The 24,039-nt window shown below is 71.6% G+C and carries 15 protein-coding genes; 9 read left to right on the forward strand and 6 right to left on the reverse strand.

Annotation, left to right across the window (positions count from 1 at the left end; translation table 11 throughout):
* Positions 1–41 precede the first annotated feature (41 nt).
* On the reverse strand, positions 42–938 hold the full coding sequence (locus AB0G63_RS13590) for a LysR family transcriptional regulator (protein WP_351893961.1): 897 nt from the start codon (positions 936–938) through the stop codon (positions 42–44).
* 81 nt (positions 939–1,019) lie between these two features.
* Between AB0G63_RS13590 and AB0G63_RS13595 the strand changes: the two genes are divergently transcribed.
* From AB0G63_RS13595 to AB0G63_RS13605, 3 genes are all read left to right on the forward strand, one after another.
* Entirely contained in the window at positions 1,020–1,688 is a 669-nt protein-coding gene (locus AB0G63_RS13595; RefSeq protein ID WP_360749064.1) for an MOSC domain-containing protein, read from the forward strand.
* A 97-nt stretch (positions 1,689–1,785) separates the two neighbouring features.
* Entirely contained in the window at positions 1,786–2,559 is a 774-nt protein-coding gene (locus tag AB0G63_RS13600) for an SDR family oxidoreductase (protein ID WP_360749067.1), read from the forward strand.
* 140 nt (positions 2,560–2,699) lie between these two features.
* Entirely contained in the window at positions 2,700–3,389 is a 690-nt protein-coding gene (locus AB0G63_RS13605; protein WP_360749070.1) for an ester cyclase, read from the forward strand.
* Positions 3,390–3,579: 190 nt separating this feature from the next.
* Here the strand turns inward: AB0G63_RS13605 and AB0G63_RS13610 are convergent, their stop codons facing one another.
* Positions 3,580–4,509, reverse strand: a complete 930-nt coding sequence (locus AB0G63_RS13610; protein ID WP_360749072.1) for an AraC family transcriptional regulator — start codon at positions 4,507–4,509, stop codon at positions 3,580–3,582.
* A 442-nt stretch (positions 4,510–4,951) separates the two neighbouring features.
* On the opposite strand from AB0G63_RS13610, the gene pglW reads away from it, so the two are divergent.
* Together pglW and AB0G63_RS13620 are read left to right on the forward strand one after the other, a co-directional pair.
* A complete protein-coding gene (gene pglW / locus AB0G63_RS13615) occupies positions 4,952–9,364 on the forward strand; it encodes a BREX system serine/threonine kinase PglW (protein ID WP_360749075.1) in 4,413 nt (1,470 codons plus the stop codon).
* A gap of 267 nt (positions 9,365–9,631) precedes the next feature.
* On the forward strand, positions 9,632–10,594 hold the full coding sequence (locus AB0G63_RS13620) for an AAA family ATPase (protein ID WP_360749078.1): 963 nt from the start codon (positions 9,632–9,634) through the stop codon (positions 10,592–10,594).
* A 500-nt stretch (positions 10,595–11,094) separates the two neighbouring features.
* Here AB0G63_RS13620 and AB0G63_RS13625 read toward each other — a convergent pair whose 3' ends face one another.
* Positions 11,095–13,995, reverse strand: a complete 2,901-nt coding sequence (locus AB0G63_RS13625) for a putative dsRNA-binding protein (protein WP_360749081.1) — start codon at positions 13,993–13,995, stop codon at positions 11,095–11,097.
* 339 nt (positions 13,996–14,334) lie between these two features.
* On the opposite strand from AB0G63_RS13625, the gene AB0G63_RS13630 reads away from it, so the two are divergent.
* The gene (locus AB0G63_RS13630; RefSeq protein WP_360749084.1) at positions 14,335–16,557 is read left to right on the forward strand and encodes a tetratricopeptide repeat protein; all 2,223 of its coding nucleotides are present in this window, start codon (positions 14,335–14,337) and stop codon (positions 16,555–16,557) included.
* Between the two features lie 3 nt (positions 16,558–16,560).
* Here AB0G63_RS13630 and AB0G63_RS13635 read toward each other — a convergent pair whose 3' ends face one another.
* The gene (locus AB0G63_RS13635) at positions 16,561–17,001 is read right to left on the reverse strand and encodes a hypothetical protein (RefSeq protein ID WP_360749087.1); all 441 of its coding nucleotides are present in this window, start codon (positions 16,999–17,001) and stop codon (positions 16,561–16,563) included.
* 354 nt (positions 17,002–17,355) lie between these two features.
* Here AB0G63_RS13635 and pglX point away from each other — a divergent pair, with 354 nt between their 5' ends.
* Positions 17,356–21,087 carry a BREX-2 system adenine-specific DNA-methyltransferase PglX gene (pglX, locus tag AB0G63_RS13640; RefSeq protein WP_360749090.1) on the forward strand — a complete coding sequence of 1,244 codons (3,732 nt, stop codon included), beginning with the start codon at positions 17,356–17,358 and terminating at the stop codon, positions 21,085–21,087.
* Positions 21,088–21,136: 49 nt separating this feature from the next.
* On the opposite strand, the gene AB0G63_RS13645 is transcribed toward pglX, so the two are convergent.
* Both AB0G63_RS13645 and AB0G63_RS13650 read right to left on the reverse strand, forming a co-directional pair.
* Positions 21,137–21,340 carry a DUF397 domain-containing protein gene (locus AB0G63_RS13645; RefSeq protein ID WP_360749093.1) on the reverse strand — a complete coding sequence of 68 codons (204 nt, stop codon included), beginning with the start codon at positions 21,338–21,340 and terminating at the stop codon, positions 21,137–21,139.
* Positions 21,337–22,179 (reverse strand): helix-turn-helix transcriptional regulator, encoded by an 843-nt coding sequence (locus AB0G63_RS13650; RefSeq protein ID WP_360749096.1) that lies wholly within the window; start codon positions 22,177–22,179, stop codon positions 21,337–21,339. Before AB0G63_RS13650 ends, AB0G63_RS13645 begins: the two co-directional genes overlap by 4 nt.
* Positions 22,180–22,424: 245 nt before the next feature.
* Here AB0G63_RS13650 and AB0G63_RS13655 point away from each other — a divergent pair, with 245 nt between their 5' ends.
* Positions 22,425–23,522: a hypothetical protein gene (locus tag AB0G63_RS13655; RefSeq protein WP_360749099.1), complete on the forward strand. Its 1,098-nt coding sequence runs from the start codon at positions 22,425–22,427 to the stop codon at positions 23,520–23,522.
* Between the two features lie 37 nt (positions 23,523–23,559).
* On the forward strand, positions 23,560–24,006 hold the full coding sequence (locus tag AB0G63_RS13660; RefSeq protein ID WP_360749102.1) for a hypothetical protein: 447 nt from the start codon (positions 23,560–23,562) through the stop codon (positions 24,004–24,006).
* Positions 24,007–24,039 lie beyond the last annotated feature (33 nt).

Below are 24,039 nucleotides of genomic sequence, written 5' to 3' on the forward strand. Positions count from 1 at the left end.
CGGACGGCCGGCTACTGGACGGCCGGCTACCGGATCCCCGGCTACCTGACGGCCGCGTGCGCGAGCTGGTCCAGCGTGGCCGCCACCGCCGGCACCTGCGCCAGGTCCGGCAGCGTCAGCGCGACGATCTCCCGCCGCACCGCCGGCTCCAGCGTCAGCACGCGCGCGTGCCGGGGCCGTACGGCCTCCAGCGCGAGCTGTGGCAGCACGGCCACGCCGAGGCCGGCGCCGACCAGGCCGACGACCGCCGGATAGTCGTCGGTGGCGAAGTCGATGCGCGGGGTGAATCCTGCGCTCTCGCACACCTCGACCAACTGCCCGCGGCAGCGCGGACAGCCGGCGATCCACGGCTCCGCGGCGAGTTCGCCGATGCCGACGGACTCCGCGCCCGCGAGCCGGTGCCGCTCCGGCACCAGACCGACGAGCCGGTCGGTCAGCAGCGGCCGTACGACGAGGTCGTCCCACTCCTCCGCGCCCGGCGCGCCCTCGTACCGGAAGGCGAGCGCGATGTCGCAGTCGCCCTGGCGCAGCAGTTCGACCGACTTCGGCGGCTCGGCCTCCTCCAGGAAGACCCGGGTGCCGGGATGCGCGGCGCGCAGGGCGGCGAGCGCCGTCGGGACGAGGGTGGAGCTGCCGCTGGGGAAGGACACCAGCCGCACGCGCCCGGCGCGCAGCCCGGCGATCGCGGCGACCTCCTCCTCGGCGGCGGTGAGCCCGGCGAGGATGCCGCCCGCGTGCCGGACGAGCGCCTCTCCGGCCTCGGTCAGCCGCATCTCGCGTCCGCTGCGGACCAGCAGCGGAGTGCCGACCGACGCCTCCAGGGCCTTGATCTGCTGGCTGACGGCGGGCTGGGTGCAGCCCAGTGCGCGCCCCGCGGCGGAGAAGGAGCCGGTGGTGGCGACGGCGCGCAGTACACGCAGATGACGAGCCTCGAGCACACCGCCGAGGATAAGCGGTCCTTTGGCCGGGCGCCGAATAATGCGTCGACGCTTTGACCGCCCGTCCCCTACCGTGCGGTCATGAAGCTTCTGTCCGTCAACGTCGGCCGCGCGCGCCCCGTGCCCTACACGGACCAGCCGCAGGGGCTGACCGGCATCGACAAGCGGCCCGCGGACGGGCCGGTGCGGGTGGCCGCGCCGGGACCGAAGGGCGTGGGGGCGAGCGGGATCGCCGGGGACGCGGTGTGCGACACGCGCCACCACGGCGGTGACCACCAGGCGGTGTACGCGGTGGCGCGCGAGGACCTCGACGGCTGGGAGCGCGAGCTGGCGCGGCCGCCGGCGAACGGCGCGTTCGGCGAGAACCTCACCACCCTGGGCCTGGACGTGTCCGGCGCGCTGATCGGCGAGCGCTGGCAGATCGGACCGGAGGTGGTGCTGGAGGTGACCTGCGGGCGGATACCGTGCCGCACCTTTCAGGGCCATATGGGTGAGAAGGGGTGGGTGAAGCGGTTCACACTCAAGGGTGCGCCGGGTGCGTATCTGCGGGTGATACAACCCGGCGAGATCCGCGCCGGCGACCCGGTCGAGATCGTGCACCGGCCCGGACACGACGTGACGGTGGCCCTGCAGTTCCGCGCGATGACGACGGAACGGGCTTTGCTGCCAAGGCTGTTGGCGGCCGTGGACGCGCTGCACCCGGAGTCGGCGGAGGCGGCACGGAAGTACACCGCGCGACACACGAACTGATGGCCCGTCAGTTGTCGCCTTCTTCGCGGGTGCTTCACCACCGCCGGGACCTGTGCAGACAGCGGACTCGCGCGGTCCGGGTAACTACGCTTGGGCCATGACAACGGCTCTGATCACTGGAGCGACCGCGGGCATCGGCGCCGCGTTCGCACGTCGGCTGGCGGCCGACGGGCACGACCTGGTGCTCGTGGCGCGCGACACCGAGCGGCTGCGCGAGCAGGCGACCGAACTGCACGACCGGCACGGCATCGAGGCGGAGGTCCTGACCGCGGACCTCGCCACGGACGACGGCATCGAGGCGGTGGCCGCCCGGCTGTCCGACCGCAAGAACCCCGTCGACCTGCTGGTCAACAACGCCGGCTTCGGTAACAAGGGCCGCTATCTCGACGTGTCGATGGCGGACGAGCTGAGGATGCTGAAGGTGCACTGCGAGGCGGTGCTGCGGCTGACGTCGGCGGCGGCGGAGGCGATGCGGGAGCGGGGGCGCGGCGGCGTGGTCAACGTCGCCTCGGTGGCCGCCTTCGTGCCGCGCGGGACGTACGGGGCGTCGAAGGCATGGGTCGTGCAGTTCACGCAGGGCGCTGCGAAGGACCTGGCGGGCAGCGGCGTACGGCTGATGGCGCTGTGCCCCGGCTTCGTGCGCACGGAGTTCCACCAGCGGGCCGGGATGGGCACGGACAACATCCCGAACTGGATGTGGCTGGACGCGGACAAACTCGTCGCGGCGGCGCTGGCGGACCTGGCGCACGGGAAGTCGCTGTCGATCCCCGATCCGCGTTACAAGGCGCTGATGGGCCTGGTGAAGGTGACGCCCCGGGCGCTGCTGGGCGGGATCTCCTCCAAGACCGGTCGGAAGTACGGACCCCAGTAGCGGCCGCCCGGTAGCGGCCGCCCGGTTACGGCCGCCCGGTAGCGGCCGCCCGGCAGCGACCGCCCGGTAGCGGCCGTGGCGACCGGTGGGAAGAATGGTGCTGTCCGACCGGGCCGGGCCCAGGGGCCGGAGGCGGCGCCATGACCTTCGTACAGCTCATCGACTGCCGGACCAGCCGGTTCGACGAGATGAACCGGCTGATGGACGCGTGGGTCGAGAAGACCGGGGGCGAGCGGACCGCGACGCACGCGCTGATCGGCAAGGACCGGTCGGACGCGTCGCACTTCGTCGAGATCGTGGAGTTCCCGTCGTACGACGAGGCGATGCGGAGTTCGGGGCTCCCGGAGACCGGCCGGATCTTCCAGGAGATGGTCGCCCTCTGCGAGGACGTGCCGACGTTCACCGGTCTGGACGTCGTCCGGGACGAGCAGCTCGACCTCGCGACGGCGCGGCGGTTCTTCGCCGAGGCCGGGCGGGCCGACGCGGAGACGCTGTTCGAGCGGTTCACGGACGACTACGCCGGCCACGATCCCGCGAACCCGCGGGAGACCGGGCCGCGGGCGGCGCGCGAGGAGTACGCCGGATGGCGCCGGGCCTTCGAGTTCTCCTTCACGGTCGAGGACCAGATCGCGCAGGGCGACCGGGTGTGCACGCGCTGGTCCTGGCACGGCACCCACAAGGGCGAATTCCTGGGGATCACGGCCACCGGGCAGCAGGTGACCATGACCGGCACGACGTGGCACCGGTTCCGGGACGGACGGATCAGCGAGAGCTGGTGGAGTTACGACCGTGCGGGACTGCTGGAGCAGTTGGGGGTACTCGGGGAGTAGCCCGCGAAGGGGGACGCCCCCGCCCGGTGCATTGCTGCAGCCGGAGCGGGGGCGTCGTCCGTCCCGGGCGGTCGTTGTCGGCGCCGGCCGGGTCGCGTCCTTCCGATCAGCGGTCGTTGTCGGCGCCGGCCGGGTCGCGTCCTTCCGATCAGCGGTCGTTGTCGGCGCCGGCCGGGTCGCGTCCTTCCGATCAGCGGTCGTTGTCGGCGCCGGCCGGGCCGTTTCCTTCCGATCCACCGATCGTCGGCTTGACCGTGGTGCGGGTCACCGGGATCCACAGCTGCGAGTCGGACTGCGCCGGGTCGTGCTGAGTCGGGTGAGTGCGCAGGATCTCGGGTCCCGGACGGTACTCGTACGGATTGGACGGGATCCATTGGGCGGCCACATCGGCCCACATCTGCTGGAGCGCCTGCGGGAACGGCCCGGTGTTCTCGAACACGGCCCAGGTGCCCGCCGGGCAGTCCAGCACGTCGAGGTCCTCGGGCAGCTCGGCTGCCGTCGTCGCCACGGCGTGGTAGTAGTCGAGTTCGCTGCCCTCCTCGAAGCCGTCCGACAGGCGCACGGTCGCCGATACCACGCCTTCCGGTTCCTGGTCCGAGAGACCGGCGATCCGCTGCATCGTCTCCGGCGGGATGCTCCGGATGTGCTCGGCGATGTGCGGGTTGGCGCCGTGGTAGATCAACGGGACCCGGGCCCTCTTGCCGACGACCCGGAATGCTTCCTTCTCCACGATGCGGTATCGCATGGTGCTGTTCCCTTCGACGGTGAGGCGGAAGGACAGCCGGGGCTGCGAGTTCAGGGCCGCGCCGGTACGCCTGGCCTCGCCCGGACCGACGCCGTGCACGGCGCGGAACGCCCGGGCGAATGCCTCCCCCGAGCTGTAGCCGTAGCGGACGGCGATCTCCAGCAAGGTCGGTTCCCCGGCCAGTACCTCCGCCCCCGCGACGGTGAGCCGCCGGCGTCTGACGTACTCCGACAGCGGCATCCCCGCCAACGACGAGAACAGCCGCCTGAAGTGGTACTCGGACGTGACCGTGATCCGGGCCAACGCGGACGCCTCGATGTGCTGGTCGAGGTGATCCTCGATGTGCTCCATCGCCTGGTTCAGCCGATCCAGCAACTCCGGCCTCCTTCCCTTTCGATCACCAACGTTAGGAAGGACCGACCCTGCCGCACCCGACATCCTGTGCCCGCTCCGGTCGGGCGGGTATGCCATCCGAGAAGATCTTCACGAACGCCTGTCCGAGCACGACGCGGCGCAGTCCGGCGCACAGCTCTGGATCCCGGTGACCCGCACCACCGTCTGAGCCGGGTGAGCCGGGTGAGCCGGGTGAGCCGGGTGAGCCGGGTGAGCCGGGTGAGCCGGGCGCCGGATATGGGCAAGCCCCCGCTCCGGCGGAAGTGATCCGCAGGGCAGGGGCCTTGTCTGTCCCGTACCGGCACGGACGGATTGTCGGAGGCGCCGACTAGGATTCTCGGTCTGTCCCAGTGGAGCCGGCTCCGTGTGTCTCTGGCCGGGGCCCTCCCTGTCGTTCAGTGCCGTTTCCGTCCGGAGGTGCTCGGTGCCCGCTGTTCCCAAGCCGACAGAGCCTGCTCCGCGGGAGCGCTGGTTCCAGCCGCGGCGATCGGGCTTCCGGTGGGAGCAGGAGGGTCTGGACCACCTCCGGGCGCTGATGCCGAAGACGGAGCCCTATCGGGCGTGGGCGACGTTCCAGTTCACGGGTGCTTCCGGGCGCATCAACGAGTGCGACGTGCTGATCGCCGTGCCCGGTGGGCTGTACCTGCTCGAGCTGAAGGGGCATCCCGGGCGCGTCGTCAATCACGGTGACACCTGGCAGTTCCACGGTGACCGGGTTCGCACCCTCCGCAATCCGCTGCACCTGACCGATCTGAAGGCCAAGGAGCTGAAGGGTCAGCTGGAGCGGGCGGCTCGCGCGCTCGGCATGGATCCGCGGCAGGTCCCCTTCATCAAGCCCGCCGTCTTCCTCCACGACCCGGGTCTGGTCAGTGAGCTGGACGAGTTCCAGCGCACCTCCGTCTACGGCCGCAACGACGGGGCGAGCGGTCTGCCGAAGGTCTGGGACGACCTGCTGGGCCGTCCGCCGGAGCGGGAGAGCTGGCGGATCACACCGGTGATCAGCCAGCGTCTGGAACAGCTCATGCAGCGGATGGGCATCAGCCACTCGACGGCCCACCTGCGTTTCGGCGACGACTGGAAGCTCGCCCCCCGGGCCCTGGACGCGGGTCCCGGCTGGGAGGACCGGCTGGCCGTGCGGGACGACGGGCTGGTGCAGGAGAGCGGCCGTGTCCGTATATACCTGGCCGGCGCCGCCGCGTCGGACGAGCAGCGGGCGAAGCTGGACCGTGCGGCCCGCCGCGAGTACCAGGTGCTCCAGGGCATCAACCATCGCGGCATCGTGCAGGCGGTGCAGATCCGCGAGCACCAGGGCGGACCGGCCATCCTGTTCCGCCACCGGGAGTCCGACCTGCGGCTGGACGCCTACCTCGACGCGTACGGCGGTCTGCTCACCCCGCTGGTCCGCCTCGATCTGGTCCGTCAGCTCGCCGAGGCGGTGCGCTACGCGCACAACCGGTCCCTCTACCACCGTGCGCTGTCGGCGCGGTCGGTCTACGTCTCGGCCCGCGAGGACGGCAGCGACCCGGTGCTGCGCATCGCCGACTGGCAGACCGCGGCCCGTGACTTCGAGACCACCCTCCATTCGCTGGGTGACACGCCCCTGGACACGGGCCTGATCGCGGACACGGCGCAGGTGTACCTGGCGCCGGAGACCGACCAGGAGTTCGCCGATCCCGTCGACCTGGACGTGTTCGGCCTGGGCGCGCTCACCTACCTGCTGCTCACCGGCCGCCCGCCCGCCGATCGCCGCAGTTCCCTCCTGGAGCGGCTGCAGGGCGACAAGGGGCTGCACCCCTATGCCGTCTCGGACTCCGTGTCGGCCGCCCTGGACGCCCTGGTGTTCCGGGCCACGGCAGCCGATGTGCGGGACCGTCCGGCATCCGTCGACGAGTTCCTGGACCTGCTGGCCGCCGCGGAGACGGACGCGGCGGCCCCGCAGCCGTCCGGCCGGCCGGAGGCCGATCCCCTCACGGTGCAGCCGGGGCAGCCCCTGGACGGCGCCTGGACGGTGGTCCGTGTGCTCGGCACCGGTGCGACGGCCCGCGCGCTGCTGGTCCGCCGCACCGCCGACGGCGGTGGCGACGACTCCCTCCGTGTCTTCAAGGTCGCTCTGGACCAGGAGAAGGACGCCCGGCTCCTGGCGGAGGCGAAGGCGCTGAAGGAGGTGGGCGGCGGGCGCATCGTGAAACTGCTCGCCGAACCGCGCGAATTCGCGGGCCACACGATCCTGGAGATCGAGTACGCGGGCGGATTCCGCGCGGCCGACGACCGTGAGCCGGTCAGTCTCGGCTCGCGGCTGCGCGACCAGGGCCCGCTGGGCTACGACCAGTTGGAGCGTTTCGGCAACGACCTGTTCGACGCGCTGGACACGCTGGCGGCGCGCGGGGTGCGGCACCGGGACGTCAAGCCCGACAACCTGGGCCTGTTCAAGCGCAGCGACGGCTCCTGGCAGCTCATGCTGTTCGACTTCTCCCTGGCCGACGCCCCGGACCAGGACCTGCACGCGGGCACGCGGGCGTATCTGGATCCGTTCCTCGGCAGCGCCGGCCGTTCGCGGTACGACGACCACGCCGAGTGGTACGCCGCCGCCGTCACCCTGCACGAGATGGCGTCCGGGGAGCGGCCGGTGTGGGGCGACGGCCAGGGCGATCCGCGTATGGTGCCCGACGCTGAGCTGCACGTGTCGGCCGAGCTGTTCCCCTCCGCCCTCAGCGAGGGCCTGAAGGGCTTCTTCGAACGGGCCCTGCACCGGGACGTGGAGCAGCGCTACGACAGCCTGGGGCAGTTGCAGGAGGCGTGGCGGCAGGTCTTCCGCACCGCGGACGCTGCGCGTCCGGCCACCACTCCCGCGACGGTCGGCATGAGCGCGGAGGATCTGGAGGACGCGCGGGAGCAGGCCGCCGAGGCCGCGGGTCTTCGGACTCCGCTCGCCGCCGCGGGCCTTTCCCCGCGGGCCGTGGCGGTGGCCGAGAGCCTCAAGGCCCACACGGTCGAGCAGTTGCTCAACATTCCGCCGCACCACATCGCGCGGGCGCGCGGCGCCGGCAACGCGATCCGCAAGGAGCTGAACCGCCGCCACCGGCAGTGGACGCAGGCGCTGCGCCGGCGCGCGACCGTGCAGAGGCCGCTGACGCTCGCCCCGGACGCGCCGGAGGAGGTGCTGGAGTCCGTCGACACCCTGGCGGCGCGTCTGACGCCGCCGGAGGGCAAGCGCCGTACGCGGCCCCGCTCCGACGTCGTCCGTGCGACGCTGCAACTGCCGGGCGCGCTGGAGGCCGGTGAGGCGCTGGAGCCGTGGCCGGCGCAGAGTGCGATAGCGCAGGCGCTGGGCATCAGCCAGCCGACCGTGTCGCAGAACGTGCAGGTCGCGGTGGAGCAGTGGGCGGGGCTGCCGTGGCTGGGCAAGGTCCGCGACGAACTGGTGGCGATCCTGACCGACCGGGACCGGGTCTCGACGGCCGGGGAACTGGCGTCGGAGCTGCGGGCCCGGCACGGCGCCGGAACCGAGGATCCGGCCGAGGCCCAGGCCAAGGCGCTGGCGGTGGTGCGGGCGGCCGTCGAGACGGAGATCCGCAAACGCCCCGACGAAGCACAGCCCGGCACCGAAGGAGAGCCGCCGGCCCGCCTCGCCGTGCAGCGCCGAGTCGGCCGGGTCGTCGTCGCGCTGGAGGACCAGCCGGGCGCCGACGAGCCGACGCCTGCGGAACTCGCCGACTACGCGGCCGAGTTGGGCCTGCGGGCGGCCGAACTGGCCGGGCGTGACCCGTTGCCCGGCCGGACGACCGTATTGCGGGAGCTGCGCGCGGTGCCCGCCCCGGACGGCATGCCCCCGCTCGCCGACACCCGGCTGGTGGAGCTGGCCGCCTCGATGGCGCAGGACGTCGCGGTGTCCCCGCGGCTGGAGCTGTTCCCGCTCGGTCTGTCGCTGGCGCGTGCCCTGCGCATCTCGCAGGCGCCGGCGGGGGTCCGCCCGGAGACCGGGATCACCACCGCGGACCTGCTGTCCCGGGTCCGGGCCCGGTTCCCGGGCCTGGCCGTGCTGGACGAGGCGACGTACGTCGAGCTGGGCGAGGCGCTGACCGAGGCCGGGTTCCCGCTGGTCCACGATCAGGAGCGGCGGCGTTTCGTCCCGCAGCGGCCGAAGGACGGCACGGCCAGCCGGCCGGCGTTGTCTTCCTCGGTGCTGACCAGCACCGGCTCGCTGTACGCCGCCGCGCAGGGCAGCATCGCGGAGGGCCGGGACCCGCGCGAGGTGCTGTCCGCCCGGCTGGCGGACGCGCGGCGGCGGGGTGGGTTCCTGGCGCTCACGTTGAGGGGGGCGGAGCTGCCGGGGGTCGCGCCGGCCCTGGCGGAGCGGTACGAGGTCACCGCCGTGTCGCTGGGCGGGCTGTTCCTGGACGCGTTGAAGGAGCTGGCCGAGGAACAGTCGGTGCGCTGGCAGGCGCTGCTGAAGGCGGACGCCAAGTACGCGGCGACCGGCACGCTGGGCGCGGCGCTCGCCTCGTACACGCGGCTGGCGGCCGAGCGGGTCCGCCAGCGGGTGCTGGACCTCGCGGAGCGGTCCGGTCCGCGCACCGTCCTGCTGGTCCACGAGGCCGGGCTGATCGCCCGGTACTGGGAGGCGGGCGGCAGGGAGCTGCTGGCGGCTCTGCAGCAGTCGGCGCGGCGGCCCGCGGACACCCCGCACGGCCTGTGGCTGCTGCTGCCGGCCGAGGACGCGCGGGCCACGCCCACGCTGGACGGCCGCACGGTGGAGGTGGTGGACCGGGCCAGCGAGTGGGAGGTGCTGGACGGACTCTTCCTGAAGAGCCTTCAGCCGGCCGGTTCACCCTCCTGATTGCCCGATTCGGCTTGGCGATTCACTTGCACAGAATCGGGTGAGACTAGCCTGGCAGGAGCTTCCGGAAGGGGGTGCGCATGCTTCTCAACTTCCGGGTGTCAAACCACAGGTCGATCAGGGACGAGCTGGAGTGGCAGCTCCATCCGGTGTATGACGGCGACCGGCCTCCGGGGACGTCGTGGCAGGCGGTGCCGGTGGCGGGCATCTTCGGGTCCAACGCGGCAGGCAAGTCGAACGTGGTGGACGCGCTGCCGCAAACGGGTGGTGTTCGAACGGGACGGCGAGGCGTTCCGCGTCGGCAGCTCGCAACGCGACGCCAAGGCACTGCACACGGTGGCGGAGGTGACGGCGCCGAACGCGCTCTTCATTTCCATGGCTGCGCGCGCCAAAGCAGCCCTCACAGCAGTCGAACCCGTGTATCAATGGTTCCGCCGCGACTTGGTATTTGGCGGCCCCGCGACTGGTACGGCCTTTCGTGACCCGCACTGGCTCGCCGGGCATCTGGCCCAGCGGTTGAACATCGGCAGACAGGTTCCGCATCTTCGGGATCTGCTACGCGCTGCCGACCTCGGCATCGAGGACTTCCGGATCGAAGTGGTGGACAAGGGTGTCCTGGCGGATGCGGGATCCTGGCAACTCTCCCTGGACATCAAGACAGGCGAGCCGATCTACGACGCACCGCCCGGACCTCGTTCCGTAAGGCATCACGAGCTCTGGCTACAGCACACGGGCAGGAGCGGGTCATTCGAGCTGCCTCTCTCCGCCGAGTCCCTCGGCACAAGAGTGATCGTGGAATACGCTCTCGCCCTGGAACGCGTGACGCGCAGCGGCGGTACCTTCGTCGTCGACGAGCTCGACAGCAGTCTGCACCCCCGGCTGAGCGCCTTCATCGTCGGTCTCTTCCAGGACCCGGAACGCAATCCGCACGGGGCTCAGCTTCTCTTCACCAGCCATGATGCGAGCCTGCTCGGCCGGAAGGCGGGTGAGGACATCCTCAAGCGTGACCAGATCTGGTTCGCGTCGAAGAACGAGTTCGGGGAGACCTCGCTCTACCCGTTGTCCGATTTCCGGCCACGCTCGGAGGAGAACCGGGGGCGGCGCTATCTGAGCGGAAGTTACGGCGCGGTGCCGGCGATCGACGACAGTTTGGTGCTGGCGATTGCCGGGCGAGGGGGAGCGGGTGGCGAGACAGCCGAAACCGGACGGGCGGAAGACCCCGAGGCGTGAGTCCACACTCCGCCGCAGGCCCGCACACCGGGACCCGCTGCCGCCGGTTCTGGTGGTCTGCGGCGCGAAGAACACGGAACCGGCTTTCGCGGCTCACCAGGGCAGGCAGCTCAAGATCTCCGGACCGAACGGTCAGTTGCCGCTGGTCTCGCGCGGCTCCTTTCCCGCCCGCATCCTGGATCAGCCCCGACTTGTCCCGCCTGATCTGCCAGATGCAGGGCCGTGAGCTGCCGTGTTGCCCGACTACCAAGTGACCTCCGGAGCCGTGTGGGCGGGTTCGAATCCTGCCGCGAGTTCACGGCGCGGTCGGCGGAGGTGGCCACCAAGGACCCGTACGCCGCCGACCGGCGCGCAGACGAGATCCGGCCCCGCGCGGTCGAGCAGGACCTGGAGGAGATCCGCGAAGCGATGGTCGCCCGCTGCTACCACGGGCCGCAACGATCTGCCAGGCCCGCTGTGCCACACCGTCATCGACAAGGGAACACCGTTGCGGAGGCCGGTCACGTGGCCTCTTCCTCTGGTTCTTCCCGAAGCGCCGTGACGGGTGGCCGGCGGGTTTCGCCCCCGCTCAGGTAGGCGTCCACGCCGGCTTCCGCGAGCGGTGGCAGGGACTCCGTGTCGGGCCTGCCGTGCAGCCTCAGCAGCACGTGGTCGTCGTCGACGAGGCAGTCGGTGCAGGGCAGGGTGCGGGACAGGAGGCGGGCGAAGTCGTCGCAGGTCGTCCTGGCGTCCACGCCGTGCAGGCCGATCCAGGTGTGCAGGGTGCCGTCCTGGATGGTCAGTTCGACGTCGATCGGAGTGTTCGCCGCCTCGGCCGCCTCACCGCACCAGCCCAGTGTTTCGCGCAGCGCGGCGAGTTGGGCCGCGAGGGGCAGGAAGCTCTCCTGACGCATGTCGTCCCGGACCGTGACCCCGGTCCGTGGCGCCTGGTCACGCCACCAGTCCTGAACGACGTCCCGGACGGAGGCACCCCACGGGCGGGTGCGGGCGGCACGTCGTACCGTCTCGGCCGCGTTGCGACGGACCGTCGCCGTGTGGTCGGTTCCCTGGTCGGCTGCCATGCGGCGCAGGAGGGAGCTGGGACCGGAGCGCGTGTCGTGGACGATCTGCCGGTACAGCTCGCGCAGCGTGTCGGGTACGGCGGTGTCCGCGGGGCCGAGCAGAGAGCCGACGCGTGCGGCCCAGGCGCGGAAGGCGTCGAGGTCTCCGGTGGCGAGCAGGTCGGTGCCGAGCAGGCCGCCGCCGGCCATCCGGGCGCGCTGGCGGGCGTTCGTCGGCCCGAGTCCGTCGAACTGGGCGCGCAGCAGGTAGCGCAGCAGGTCCCGTTCGGCCGGGAGAAGCGCGTCGACGAGGTCCTCGGCGGGCGCGGAGAGGATGTCGAGGACGTCGCGGGCGGTCACCTTGTCCGCGTCCGACTTGGAGCAGGGTCTGTCCGGCTGGGCGGTCCACCGGTGGACGCGGCCCCGTGCGTCGTGCAGTACGAGGGTGGAGGTGAAGGTCTGCAGGTGGTCCGGGCCGGTGAGTTCGTGTTCGAAGGCGTACGTCATCCCGAAGGCGACCATGAGCTGGTTGAGGGCCGTGACCGGGTCGTGCTGGTGCTGGAGCCCGGCGAGCCAGTCGTCGAGGAGGACGGGTCTGCGGTGCAGCATTCGTGGTCCGTGGATCCGCCAGGCGGTGGCGACGACGGCCTGGGCGGCGTCGGCGACGGTGCCGGGTCGTTGCCCGGTCTCCCCACGGCCGGTGAGTACGGCCTCGCTCAGAACGAGGGCGGTGCCGAGCCGGGTGGTGTCCTCGTTGGCGGGGGTGTGGATGCGGGCCTCGTCCTCGTCGGGCACGAGTCCCCGGGCCAGGACCTGGCGTGTCCTGGTGTGCCGGGCCAGGTGGTTGAGGACCACGGAGCCGTGGTGGGCGAGCAGGTGGTTGTCGCGCTGCCGGTGGGCGGCGGCCTCCTCCTGGTTCTCGTAGACGTACGACGCGTGGGTGAGGGCCTGGGCGAGCAGTCCCGCGGCGCGCCGGCCGTCGAGTTCGAACATGGCCGTCAGGTCGGCGAAGGCGTCCCGGTACCTCAGCGGGGCGTTGCGGTAGGGCTGCGGCGGCGCCGCGATCCGTGGGGTGGCGGCCTGCCCGCCGCGGGGCGCCGCCGCCTGCGCGTGGCCGCGCAGGAGGGCACGGGCGGCCGCGGCCCGCGCGGCCTTCTTCGACGGCCCGCTGCCGGGTGCGGTGCGGCCGTCGCGGAGCCGGGCGGTGGCGACGAACGTCTTGTTGTGGTCGGGTCCCTGCTCGGCGTAGTCGTAGGTGAGCCCGTCCCGGTCGAAGAGGGTCTGTGCGGCGGTGGTGGGGTCCGCGCCGCCGACGTCGTCCGGAGCGCGGTCGATACCGGCGCAGACGGTATCGACCAGCCGCCGGGCGGTGTCGTGTGCGCCGGTGAGGCTGAGCACGCCGAGAATCTGCTTGGCGACGCCTTCCGCGACGGAGGGTGCCGGCTGCTGGGCCTCACCGGCCCCCATGCGGACGAGGCCGCGCCCGGCCGCCCAGGTGCCGAGGGCCCTCCGGGCGGCCGCCGAGCGCCGGTGGTGCTCACTCGACTGGACACCGACCTTCTCCGGTTCGTGATCCGCGACGTAGGCGTCGACGAGGATCACGTCGAGGGTGCTCCGGCCGAGCTTGTCCAGCATGGCCAGGACGTGCTGTGTCACGGTGGTCCCGGCCAGCCCGCTCTCGTAGAGGTGGCTGCGGTGCGATGCCGCCAGCCCGAGCCAGGCCACCGTCTCCGGCCCGGCGTCCCATTCCCCTACGGCGTCCCTGATCGCGGCACGCACCACGTCTCCGAACGTGCCCACCAGAGCTGCGGGCGGCTGCGTCAGCGGCGCGGGGACGACGTCCCGCACGGCGCGCTGCCGCTGGACGCGGACGTACGGCCGCGGCGGCGGCTCCGGCGCCGGCCGGCGCCCCGTGCGGTCGGGGCGGGCGGGCGCCGTGCGGGCGGGTGCGGCGGGCTTGGCCTTCTTGGGCGGCCGTGACGACCCGGATCTGCGGCTCTCGGCCCGCGTGGCCTCTGGCTTGTGCTGCCGGGCGCGTCTGCCGGCCGGTGCGGCGTCGGCGTCGAGTACGGCCCGCAGTTCGCCGGTCAGCCAGCGGGGCAGCTCGCCGACGTACCCGCCGCCGTCGAAGAAGTCGCCGGCCAGGTCCATGCAGTACGACCACCTGTCCCACTGCGAGTCGGCCGCGTAGCGCTGGCCGACCCGCCGCAGCGCGGCTCGCATCCGCTCGTACGGCACCTGCCGGCCGCCGAGGCTGTACGACGTGCGTTTCCGCGCGGCGTCGATGGCCAGCGCGATCCGGTGTACGGGTGTCGGCGCCGCGGTGTCCCGCAGCGACACGATGCCGACCCAGCGGTTCATGCCCCTCCCGGTCCCGGGCCGCACGGCGCGTCCGGCGTGCCGACGGGCGGCGTCTGCCCGCTCCCCGGCCTCGCGCGGACGCGCTGTCCCCCGGCCCGAAGTTCCCCTTCGTTCCGCCGTGCACGGCCACGTCTCAGCCAGGCCGGCGGAATCCCCAGGTGAGCGTATGTCTCTGCCGACCGGTTCGGGGAGGTTTCAGCGAGACTCGGCGGACCGGCCTCGCGCGCTCATCGCGCTGCCATGTCCTGCCGCTGTGCTGACCGCCCGCGGCACTCGCCGAAACGGTCGCGCGCTGCCCTCACGCTGCCCTAGCGTGGCTGCGGGGCAGGGGGGATCCGAGTGGGGAACCACATCAGCGGCGGAATATTCTTCGGCGCGGTCGTGATGGGGCAGCGGGTGGAGATCACCCTCCCGCGGGAGATCACCCCCGCGTTGAGCGGGCTGCCCAGGCGCGGCCGGGTGTTCTCCGGCCGGGGCGACGAACTCGCCACGATCGTCGGGGACCTGGAGCGGTCCCCGGTGGTGACGGTCGTCGGGATGCCCGGAGTCGGCAAGACCGCGCTGGCCGTGGAGGCCGCCTGGCGGGCCTGGAAGGACGAGGGCCGGTTCCCCGGTGGAGTGCTCTTCGTCGAGCTGCACAGTTACGACGAGCGCAACCGGCTCTCGCCGCAGCAGGCCCTCGCCCAGGTGCTGCGCGCGCTGGCGATACCGCCCGAGCACATCCCGAACGACGAGCAGGAGCTGACCAGGCTCTACCGCTCGGTGCTGGCGGCCTACGCCGAGCAGGAACGGCGTCTGCTCGTCGTGGTGGACGACACGTCGGGCGAGGAGCAGGCCGAACCGCTGCTGCCCGCCGACGACTACCACGCCGCGCTGGTGACCTCGCGCCACAAACTGGTGCTCGGCGAGGCCAGGATGGTGCTGCGTCCCCTCGACACGGACGCGGCGGTCGAGCTCGTGCGGCGGGTGCTCGGCCGGGACGACGGGAGGGTGGACGGCGACCGCGCCTCCGCCGAGCGGACGGCCGACCTGTGCGGCCACCTGCCGCTCGCGCTGAGGATCTCGGCGGCCCTGCTGGCCGACCTCCCCGTCAAGCCGCTGTCCGAGTTCGCCGCCGAACTGGCCGAGGCGCATCGCCGCCTCGACGCCCTGTCGCGGGACGAGCGCACCGTCCGGGCCGCCTTCGACCTCTCCTACCAGCGGCTGCCCCCCGAACAGGCGCGGCTGTTCCGGTTGTTGGCGCTCAATCCGGGCCCGGACATCTCCACCGAGGCAGCCGGCCGACTGGCGGACGCGGTGGCCGACCGGCTGCTCGAGTCGCTGGCCCGGGCGCACCTGATCGAGGCTCCGCGGTGGGGCCGCTGGGGCTTCCACGACCTGGTCCGCCTGTTCGCCGAGGAGCGGGCGGCGGCCGACGCGGCCGGGGAACTCGCCGCGGCGGAGCAACGGCTGAACGCCTACTACGTGGAGACGGCCGCTGCCGCCGCACTCAACCTCAACGACCTCGTCGCGATGAGCAACGACGACCCGCTGACCCGCTTCCTGGGCAACGAGAGCGCCGGCATCAAGTGGCTGGACGACGAGTACGCCAACCTGCTGGCCGCGACTGCCCGGGCCCAGGCGGACGGACACTACGGGCTCTCGGTCACGCTGCCCGTCGTACTGGGCGGCTACCTGCGGCTGCGCCGTGTCCTTCCCCAGTGGACCGCTCTTCTGGAGAGGGCGGTGGTGGCCGGGAAGGGCCTCGGCGAGGTGGAGCTGACGGGCATGGCCTGGGACCTCCTCGGCCTCGCCCTCCAGGAGGAGGGCCGCCTGGAGGAGGCGGCCGACGCGGCGCGCCGCGCGGTGAAGTGCTTCCGGAAGGTGCGTGAGAGGTTCCGCGAGAACGCCGCGCTCAGCCACCTCGGCACGGCACTCGCCCGCCAGGGCCGTTACACGGAAGCCGTCGAGATCCTCCGCAGCGCCGTGGACCGGCTGGAGGAGGAGGGCGGCGGGGCGATGACCAGCAGGGCGCACGCCCTGAAGGACCTCGGTGACGTTCTGCTGCGGCTGGGGCGGTTCGAGGAGGCCGCGAAGTTCAGCGAGGAGGCCGCGAGATGCTTCTGGATGCCGCTGAGGGACGAGATCTCCGAGGCGGAGGCGCTGCTGTGCCAGGGCTCGGCCCTGTTCGCTCTGGGCGACCCGGCGATGGCCCTGGTCCATCTCAACCGGGCGAGCGAGCACTTCCGCAAGCACGAGAACCTGGTGCGGCTGGCCTCGACACTGAACGTCTACGGTTGCGCGACGTGGAGCCTCGGCTACCGGGACCGGGCCGTCGAGGTTCTGTGCGAGGCCGTCGGCCTGGCCGAGGAGGTGGGGGACGACGGCCTCCGGGCCGAGGTCGTCGACAACCTGGTCACGGCGTACACGGCCCTCGGCCGGACGGAGGAGGCGGCCCGGCTGGCCCCGGCGCACGGCGCGCGGGCCCTGCCGCCACCACCCGGCACCCCACCACATGCCCCGGCCGGGACCGGCAGCCGGCGGCGGCCTTTCGGGCGGTTCCGCCGGCGTCCGGGAGCGTGACGGTCAGTCCTGCGGGGCCGCCGTACCGGGCGGGGTGGACGGCGGCGGCGGGGGCGGTGCGGTGGTGAAGGAGGTCCCGGAGATGTGCCGGGCCTGCAGCACCGGGGCGTGGAAGGTGCCGCCGCTGATGATGTTGTTCTCCTCGCTGTCGCCGATCCGGACCAGCTTGCCCTGCTCGTGCCACTGCTGGAGGGCGGTGCGGAACTGCGCGTCCAGGGCCGCCCGGACCGCCAGGGCGGTGCTGAGCGCGTTCGCCGGCTCCGGTCCGGGTGCCTCTTCCAGCGCCGCCAGTTCCGCTTCTCCGGATGAGGCCGCGGGCGCGTCGTCGGCACGGTGGAACGGGCGGCGCACCAGCTCTCTCAGCCCGGACCACGCCTGCTTGCCCGCCTCGCCCCCGGCGCCGCCGGCCAGCGCCGCCAGCAGGACCATCGAAATCGGCTCCATCGCGCTCCCCCACCCCTGTCATCCGTCCGGACCCCACCCACACGCTAGGGCCATTCCCCGGCCGTCCGGGAGCGAACCGGACAACTCCACCGCAGCCCGGAAGTCGCCGGTGCTCGTCGCAGGACCCACGCCTGTCCGGCCAGGGCACCGCACCGCCGGGACGGGTGACGCCGGTGATCGTCCAACCGGCGTGACCGCTGGTGAACGCATCGTGAGCGGATGCGGCGGAAGCGATCGGTGAGGCGGCGCGGTCCCGCCTGGCAGGATGGGGCGGTGGGCCCGGGGGGTTCGCAGGTGAATCGGTGCGCGTCCGCGGTGGTCGCGGGGCCGGCGAGCAGGATGAGAGGTACGGCTGTGGCGGTGACGGCGGAGGGGACGCGGGGGCCGGGGGCCGCACTGGACCGGGTGCGGCTGCTGAAGGACCTCCAGGCGCAGGCCCGCCTGCTGGAGGACGACCTGCGGGAGCGGACCGACAGCGAGCCGGAGTTCCGGGCCGCGCTGCGCGCCGAGTACGACCGCGCCCTCGCCGCGGAGCGTACGGCCGCGATGTACGAGACGTGGCGGGACGAGCGGGTCGTGCAGATCGCCGCCGCGTGGGTGCTGGCGTGCGTGTTCGTCCGGTTCGCCGAGGACAACGGCCTGATCCCCGACCCGTGGCTGGCGGGCCCCGGCGAGCGGCTGGCGGAGGCGCAGGACCGGCACGACGACTTCTTCCGCCGCCACCCGCAGAAGAACGACCGCGACTGGCTGTTCGAGGCCTTCGACGCGCTCGCCGCCGCGCACCCGACCGCCGCCGGGCTGTTCGACCGCGCGCACAATCCGCTGTACGAGGTGGAGCCCTCCTACGAGGCCGCGTCCGCCCTGCTGGCGTTCTGGCGGCAGCGCGGCGCCGACGGCGAGATCGTCCACGACTTCACCGACCCCGCGCTGGACACCCGGTTCCTGGGCGACCTCTACCAGGACCTGTCCGAGCACGCCCGGAAGACCTACGCGCTGCTCCAGACCCCGGTGTTCGTCGAGGAGTTCATCCTCGACCTGACGCTGGAACCGGCCGTGGAGGAGTTCGGCCTCACGCCGGCCTGGAAGCACCGGCCCGACGGCTGGGGCGGCGAGCTGTGGGCCGACGGCCCGGACGGCACGGAGGTCGTGCGGGGGCTGCGCTCCATCGACCCGGCGTGCGGCTCCGGGCACTTCCTGCTGGGCCTCTTCCGGCGCCTGCTGGCCAAGTGGCGGGACGCCGAGCCCGGCACCGAGCAGTGGGTACTGGTCCGGCGCGCCCTGGAGTCCGTCCACGGCGCCGACAAGAACCCGTTCGCGGTGGCCATCGCCCGCTTCCGGCTCCTGGTGGCCGCGCTGGAGGCGTGCGGGGTGCGGGAGTTGAGCGCGGCGCCCGAGCTGCCGATCCGGGTGGCGGTGGCGGACTCGCTGCTGCACGGGCGGGGCGCGGAGACGGTGACGGAGGCGCTGGACACGCTGTTCGCGGAGAACGAGCCCTTCTACTACCGCACGGAGGACGTGGACCTGTACGCCCGGGAGGTGGACCTGCTCGGGCGGGGGTCGTACCACGTGGTGGTGGGGAATCCGCCGTACATCACGGTCAAGGACGCGAACGAGAACAAGAACTACAAGGCCGCGTACGACGCCTGCTACCGCCAGTACGCGCTGTCGGTGCCGTTCGCCCAGCGCATCTTCGAACTGGCGGTGCGGGCGGGCGGTGACCATCGGGACGGCGGGTTCACCGGGCAGATCACCGCGAATTCCTTCATGAAGCGGGAGTTCGGGAAGAAGCTGATCGAGGAGTTCTTCCCGAGGGTCCAGTTGACGCACGTGATCGATACGTCCGGGGCTTATATTCCGGGGCACGGGACGCCGACGGTGATTCTGGCGGGGCGGAATCAGGTGCCGCGGCAGAGTGAGGCGGTGCGGGCCGTTTTGGGGGTTCGAGGGGAGCCCGGTCAGCCGGAGGATCCGGAGAAGGGGCTTGTTTGGCGGGCGATTGTGGCGCAAGCGGGTGTTGCAGGGAGTGAGTCGGAATGGGTATCCGTCGAAGACTCGAACCAGAGCCGCCTTCGAGCATTCCCATGGTCACTGTCTGGTGGCGGTGCTCCCATCGTGCTAGCCAGACTTGAGGAGTCTACGGATCGCCTGAAGGACACAATCGAGGAAGTGGGGCGAACGACGCACACAGGTCTCGACGAGGCCTATTACATGCCGCCGTCCACTGCTGTCACACAACGACTGTCAGCCGGCACGGTCCCCGTAGTCCTAGGCGAGGATGTCCGTGAGTACGGCATTCACCCGGCGACGGCCACCTTCTTTCCCTACACGACAATTGCACCTGCCAGCGTGCGCGGGGATGCACGAGACCTGATCCCACGCGAGAATAGCTTTCTCTGGCCCAATCGCACAGTCCTCCGCGAGCGATTGGACTTCGGTCAGACCCCTGGAGAGCGCGGACTGCGATGGTTCGACCACAGTATGTTCTTCGCGAAGCGCTACCGAATCCCCTTGTCCATTACCTACGGCGAAGTTGCCACGCACAACCACTTCGCGATTGACCGAGGCGGTAAGGTATTCAAGCAGACGGCGCCAGTTATCAAGTTGCCGAAGGAGGCCACCGAGAAACAGCACCTGGAACTGTTGGGGCTGTTGAATTCCTCGTCTGTTTGCTTCTGGATGAAGCAGGTCAGCCATGTCAAGGGCGGGAGCGGCATCGGTCGCGGTGTCCAGGATGAGGCGTGGGAGAACCGTTATGCCTTCAGTGGGACCAGGCTCGCAGAGCTTCCCCTTCCGAAGCAGTTCCCCGTCTCCCTCGGGCGCGAACTCGACACGCTCGCCCAGGAGTCGGCCCTGCACGCGCCCTCCGCGCTCACCCGCGCCGCCGTCCCCAACCGCGAAGCCCTCGACGAAGCCCGCCGCGCACAGGAGAAGATCCGCTCCCGCATGATCGGGCTCCAAGAGGAGTTGGACTGGACCGTCTACGGCGCGTACGGGTTGCTCACAGCCGAAGAGGTTACCCGGACGACCATCACCGAAGTACCCGAAGTCGCCCTCGGCCAGAGGGCGTTTGAGATCGTGCTCGCGCGGAAGGTGACCGCCGGGGAAGGCGAGACTGCCTGGTTCGAGCGGCACAGCTCCACACCCGTTACGGAGATCCCCGCCCACTGGCCCGAGGCCTACCGGAAGGTCGTCCAGGCCCGGATCGACCTCATCGAGGCCAAGAAGGACATCCGCCTCATCGAGCGCCCTGAGTACAAGCGCCGTTGGTCCGTCGAGCCCTGGGAGAAGCGCGAGGCCGCCGCTCTGCGGAACTGGCTGCTCGACGCCGCCGAGCGCGAGGAGCTGTGGTTCGAGGAGCGGGACGGGTTCACCGTGCCGCGTCCGCTCACCGTCAACCAGCTCGCCGACGCCCTCCGCCACGACGCGGACGTGCAGGCCGTGGCCGAGCTGTACGCCGCCGACCACCTCGGCAAGCGCGACGCCTCCCTCGCCACCGTACTGACCGCCGTCATCGAGCCCGAGCACGTGCCGTACCTCGCCGCCCTCCGCTACAAGGACTCCGGTCTGCGCAAGCGGGCCCAATGGGAGAAGGTCTGGGAGCAGCAGCGCGAGGAAGACCGGACCGGGCAGCGACTCGACATCAAGGTGCCGCCCAAGTACGCCAGCGCCGACTTCCTCAAGCACTCCTACTGGTCGAACCGCGACAAGCTCGACGTCCCCAAGGAGCGCTTCATCTCCTACCCCGGGGCCTCCCTCGACTCCGACCCCTCCCTCCTCCTCGGCTGGGCCGGCTGGAACCACCGCGAGCAGGCCGAAGCCATCGTCGGACTCCTCACCAACCGCGTCGAGAGCGGCGGTTGGGCCAAGGACGACCCCCGGTTCGTCCCGCTGCTCGCCGGACTGCGCGAGGTCATGCCCTGGGTACACCAGTGGTACGACGAGTACGACGAGGAGTGGGAGGGCAACCCTGCCGAGGAGTTCCAGGCCGCCCTCGACTCCGGCCGCACTGACCGGGGCCTGTCCGACGCCGACCTGACCAACTGGCGCCCCGAGAAGAAGACCCGGGGGCGGAAGAAGAGCGAATGACATGAGGGAGGGGCGGCCGGACAACCGGCCGCCCCTCCCTCACCACACATCAGCCGCGCGCGGCCATCCGCACGAAAGCCGTCCACGACTCAGCACCGACACGGACGACCGCGTCTCCCAGCCGCTTGGAGTCGCGGACCAGCATCGCCGTGCCGGCGTCGGCAACCTCCACACACTGACCGCCGCTACCTGAGCTGTAGCTGCTCTTGTACCAGCTCAGGCCGTCGGCGGGCTCGGGACTGCGTGCCTTCATAGCTCTCCCAACAGCTTCTCGATGAAGGCCAACGAATCCCGGGGAGTGAGCGCCTGCGCTCGGAGAACGCCGTATGTCGCTTCCAGGGGACTGACCTTCGTGGGTGCGGTGTACAGGACGCTCGCCTCCTGCACCTCCATGTACCCCATCCTGCGCTGGTCTTGGAGACGGATCAACGTAAATGGGCCGCCCAGGCCCGCATGCTCGTCGCGGTCGGACGGCATCACCTGGATCTCCACGTTGCGTTCGTGCCCGTAGAGGAGCAACTGCTCAAGCTGGCCACGAAATACCTCGCCCCCTCCAACAGGTCGCCGAAGCACCGGTTCCTCAATGACGAAGCTCAGCAGCGGCGCTGGGCGCCGGGAGAACAGCTTCCGCCGTTCCACCCGTGCGGCTACGCGCTGTTCGATGGTCTCCGGGTCCAACAACGGCCGCCACATGCTGAACACGGCACGCATGTACTCGTCGGACTGCAACAGGCCGTTCACCAGGTGCGTGTCGTAGGCATGCAGCTCTGCGGCCTCCGCCTCAAGGCTCACGAACCGCCGGAAGAACGACGGATACCGAGCCTTCGCCACCTCCTCCTTCATCGCCGCCAGCACACCCCGCGCCCCCACCGCCCGGTCCACCGCGTCGATCAGTTCCGGCTTCGGGATGCGCCGCCCCTGCTCCACCGCCGCGATCTGTGCCTCGCCGTAACCGACCCGCTCGCCCAACTGCGCCTGCGTCAGCCCGGCCGCCTCCCGCAGCAGCTTCATCTGGCGGCCGAAGCAGCGCAGGAAATCCCCGCTGGAGTCAGGTTCCGCGCCACCCACGCCCGAGTCCGCACCCACGTCCACGTCCCTCGCCTCCCGCCGCCGGATCGACCGTCCACCGTCTCCGCAGACTAGGAACACCCGTGCGTCAAGGGCGCCCGAACAGGGACAAGTTGGCTCGTACGAGTGACAGGCCCCCGCAGGAACCGTTCTTCACGGATAGCGCTCACGCGAACACTTTGCGTGCGCTACCGTCACCTCAGCGCACCACACAAAACGGCCCCCGCGACGGCTGCAACCGTCCGCGAGGGCCTGAACCACCAGTGGAAGTGGACTCCACCGTGATTTACCGGCACTTTATCGCGCCCCCGCGCGCCTTCACGCAGTTCTCCCACGACCTCATCCGGCACCCCCGGCTGTCCTCCGACGCCGTCCGCCTCCTGACCTGGCAGCTCTCCCTCCCCGAGGGCGCCCGCGAATCACTCTCCCGGACCGCCGAGCGCGCCCGCATCGGAGGCTGCGCCTTCACCCGGGCCAAGCGCCAGCTCAAGGACGAGGGGTTCGTGCACGAGCGGCGCGTCCAGGGGCCCGGCGGTCACTGGGTAACCCAACAGCTCGTCTCCAACGTACCGTTGAGCCCTGGGGAAGCCGCCAGGCTCCTCGCCCGGATGCCCGTATCGCCGCAGGTCGCGCCGAGTGCCCCGAATCCGATCGTCGGTGAGCGGACTGGTCGGCTCACCGACGGTCTTCCCCACCGCAACACCCGTGGGAACACCTCCAACCAACCCCCCAGACCCCCCGAGGACGCACCCGATGCCGCCGAAGCCGCCCAAGCCCCCGAAGCCCCGCACCCCTCGCCGGCCCCGCAAGCCGCGCAGGCCCAGGAAGCGGTAGGCCACGACCACGGAAGCCAACGGCCCGATCCCCCACTCCCCCACCTCGACGAAGCCCGCGCCGTCGTCGATGCCTTTCCCGCCCTCTCTCCCGACCTGCGGCACATCCCGCGCGCGATGCACGCCGAGCTGACGGACCTCACCGCCCGCTGGCTGGCCGCCGGCCACCCGCCCGCCGCCGTCCGCCTGCACATCCTGCGCGGCCTGCCCGACGACGGCACCCCCGTCCGCCGGCCCGGCGGCCTGCTGCGGCACCTCCTGCGCGACGTACCGCCCCCGGCACCGCCCGCACCGGCGCCAGCAGCCGCCGTGTCACTCCCGCACATCCCCGACGCCGGGCAGCCCGGCCCCCATCCGTCCCCGCGCCTTTCCGCCCGCCTGACGGGCACCCGCGAGTGCGCGGGCGACCACCTGCAACCGACGCTGTTCCGGCCGGTCGGTGACGAGACACTGTGCCGTCACTGCCTCAACACCCCGTCGGCCGAACGTAGTCGACACGCACCGCCCGCACCGCTGCCACCGGTCCCCGCGTGACTCCCCGTTGTCAGCGGCCGCTGGCAGGATGCGCGCCATGGGAGCGAGAGACGACAGCGACGAGGCGTACGTCATCGGCCTGTGCAACCGGATCCTCGCCGAAACGGCCCTGACACAGCACCGGTTCGACTGGCTGCTCGGGGACCCGGGAGCCGGAGGCAGGCGGGTCAGGCTGCCGGTCGAGGCGTACTGGCCCGGCCACCGGCTGGTGGTCGAGTACCGGGAACTCCATCACGACCGGCCGGTGCCGCACTTCGACAAGCCGGACCGGCTCACCGTGAGCGGTGTCCACCGGGGCGAGCAGCGCGCCCTGTACGACGCGCGCCGTGAGACCGAGATACCCGCCCACGGGCTGCGGCTGGTCGTGGTCCGGCCCTCCGACCTCGACGCGGACAAGCGCGGGAGGCTGCGCCGCGACGAGGCGGCCGACCTGCCGGTCCTGCGGAGGATCCTCGCCCAAGCCGGCGACGAGGACCGGGTATGAGGTGACGGGGGGCAGCAGAGGCGGTGCGTACGC

Source organism: Streptomyces sp. NPDC020996 (assembly GCF_040641355.1).
In the GTDB taxonomy this organism is placed as follows: Bacteria; Actinomycetota; Actinomycetes; order Streptomycetales; family Streptomycetaceae; genus Streptomyces.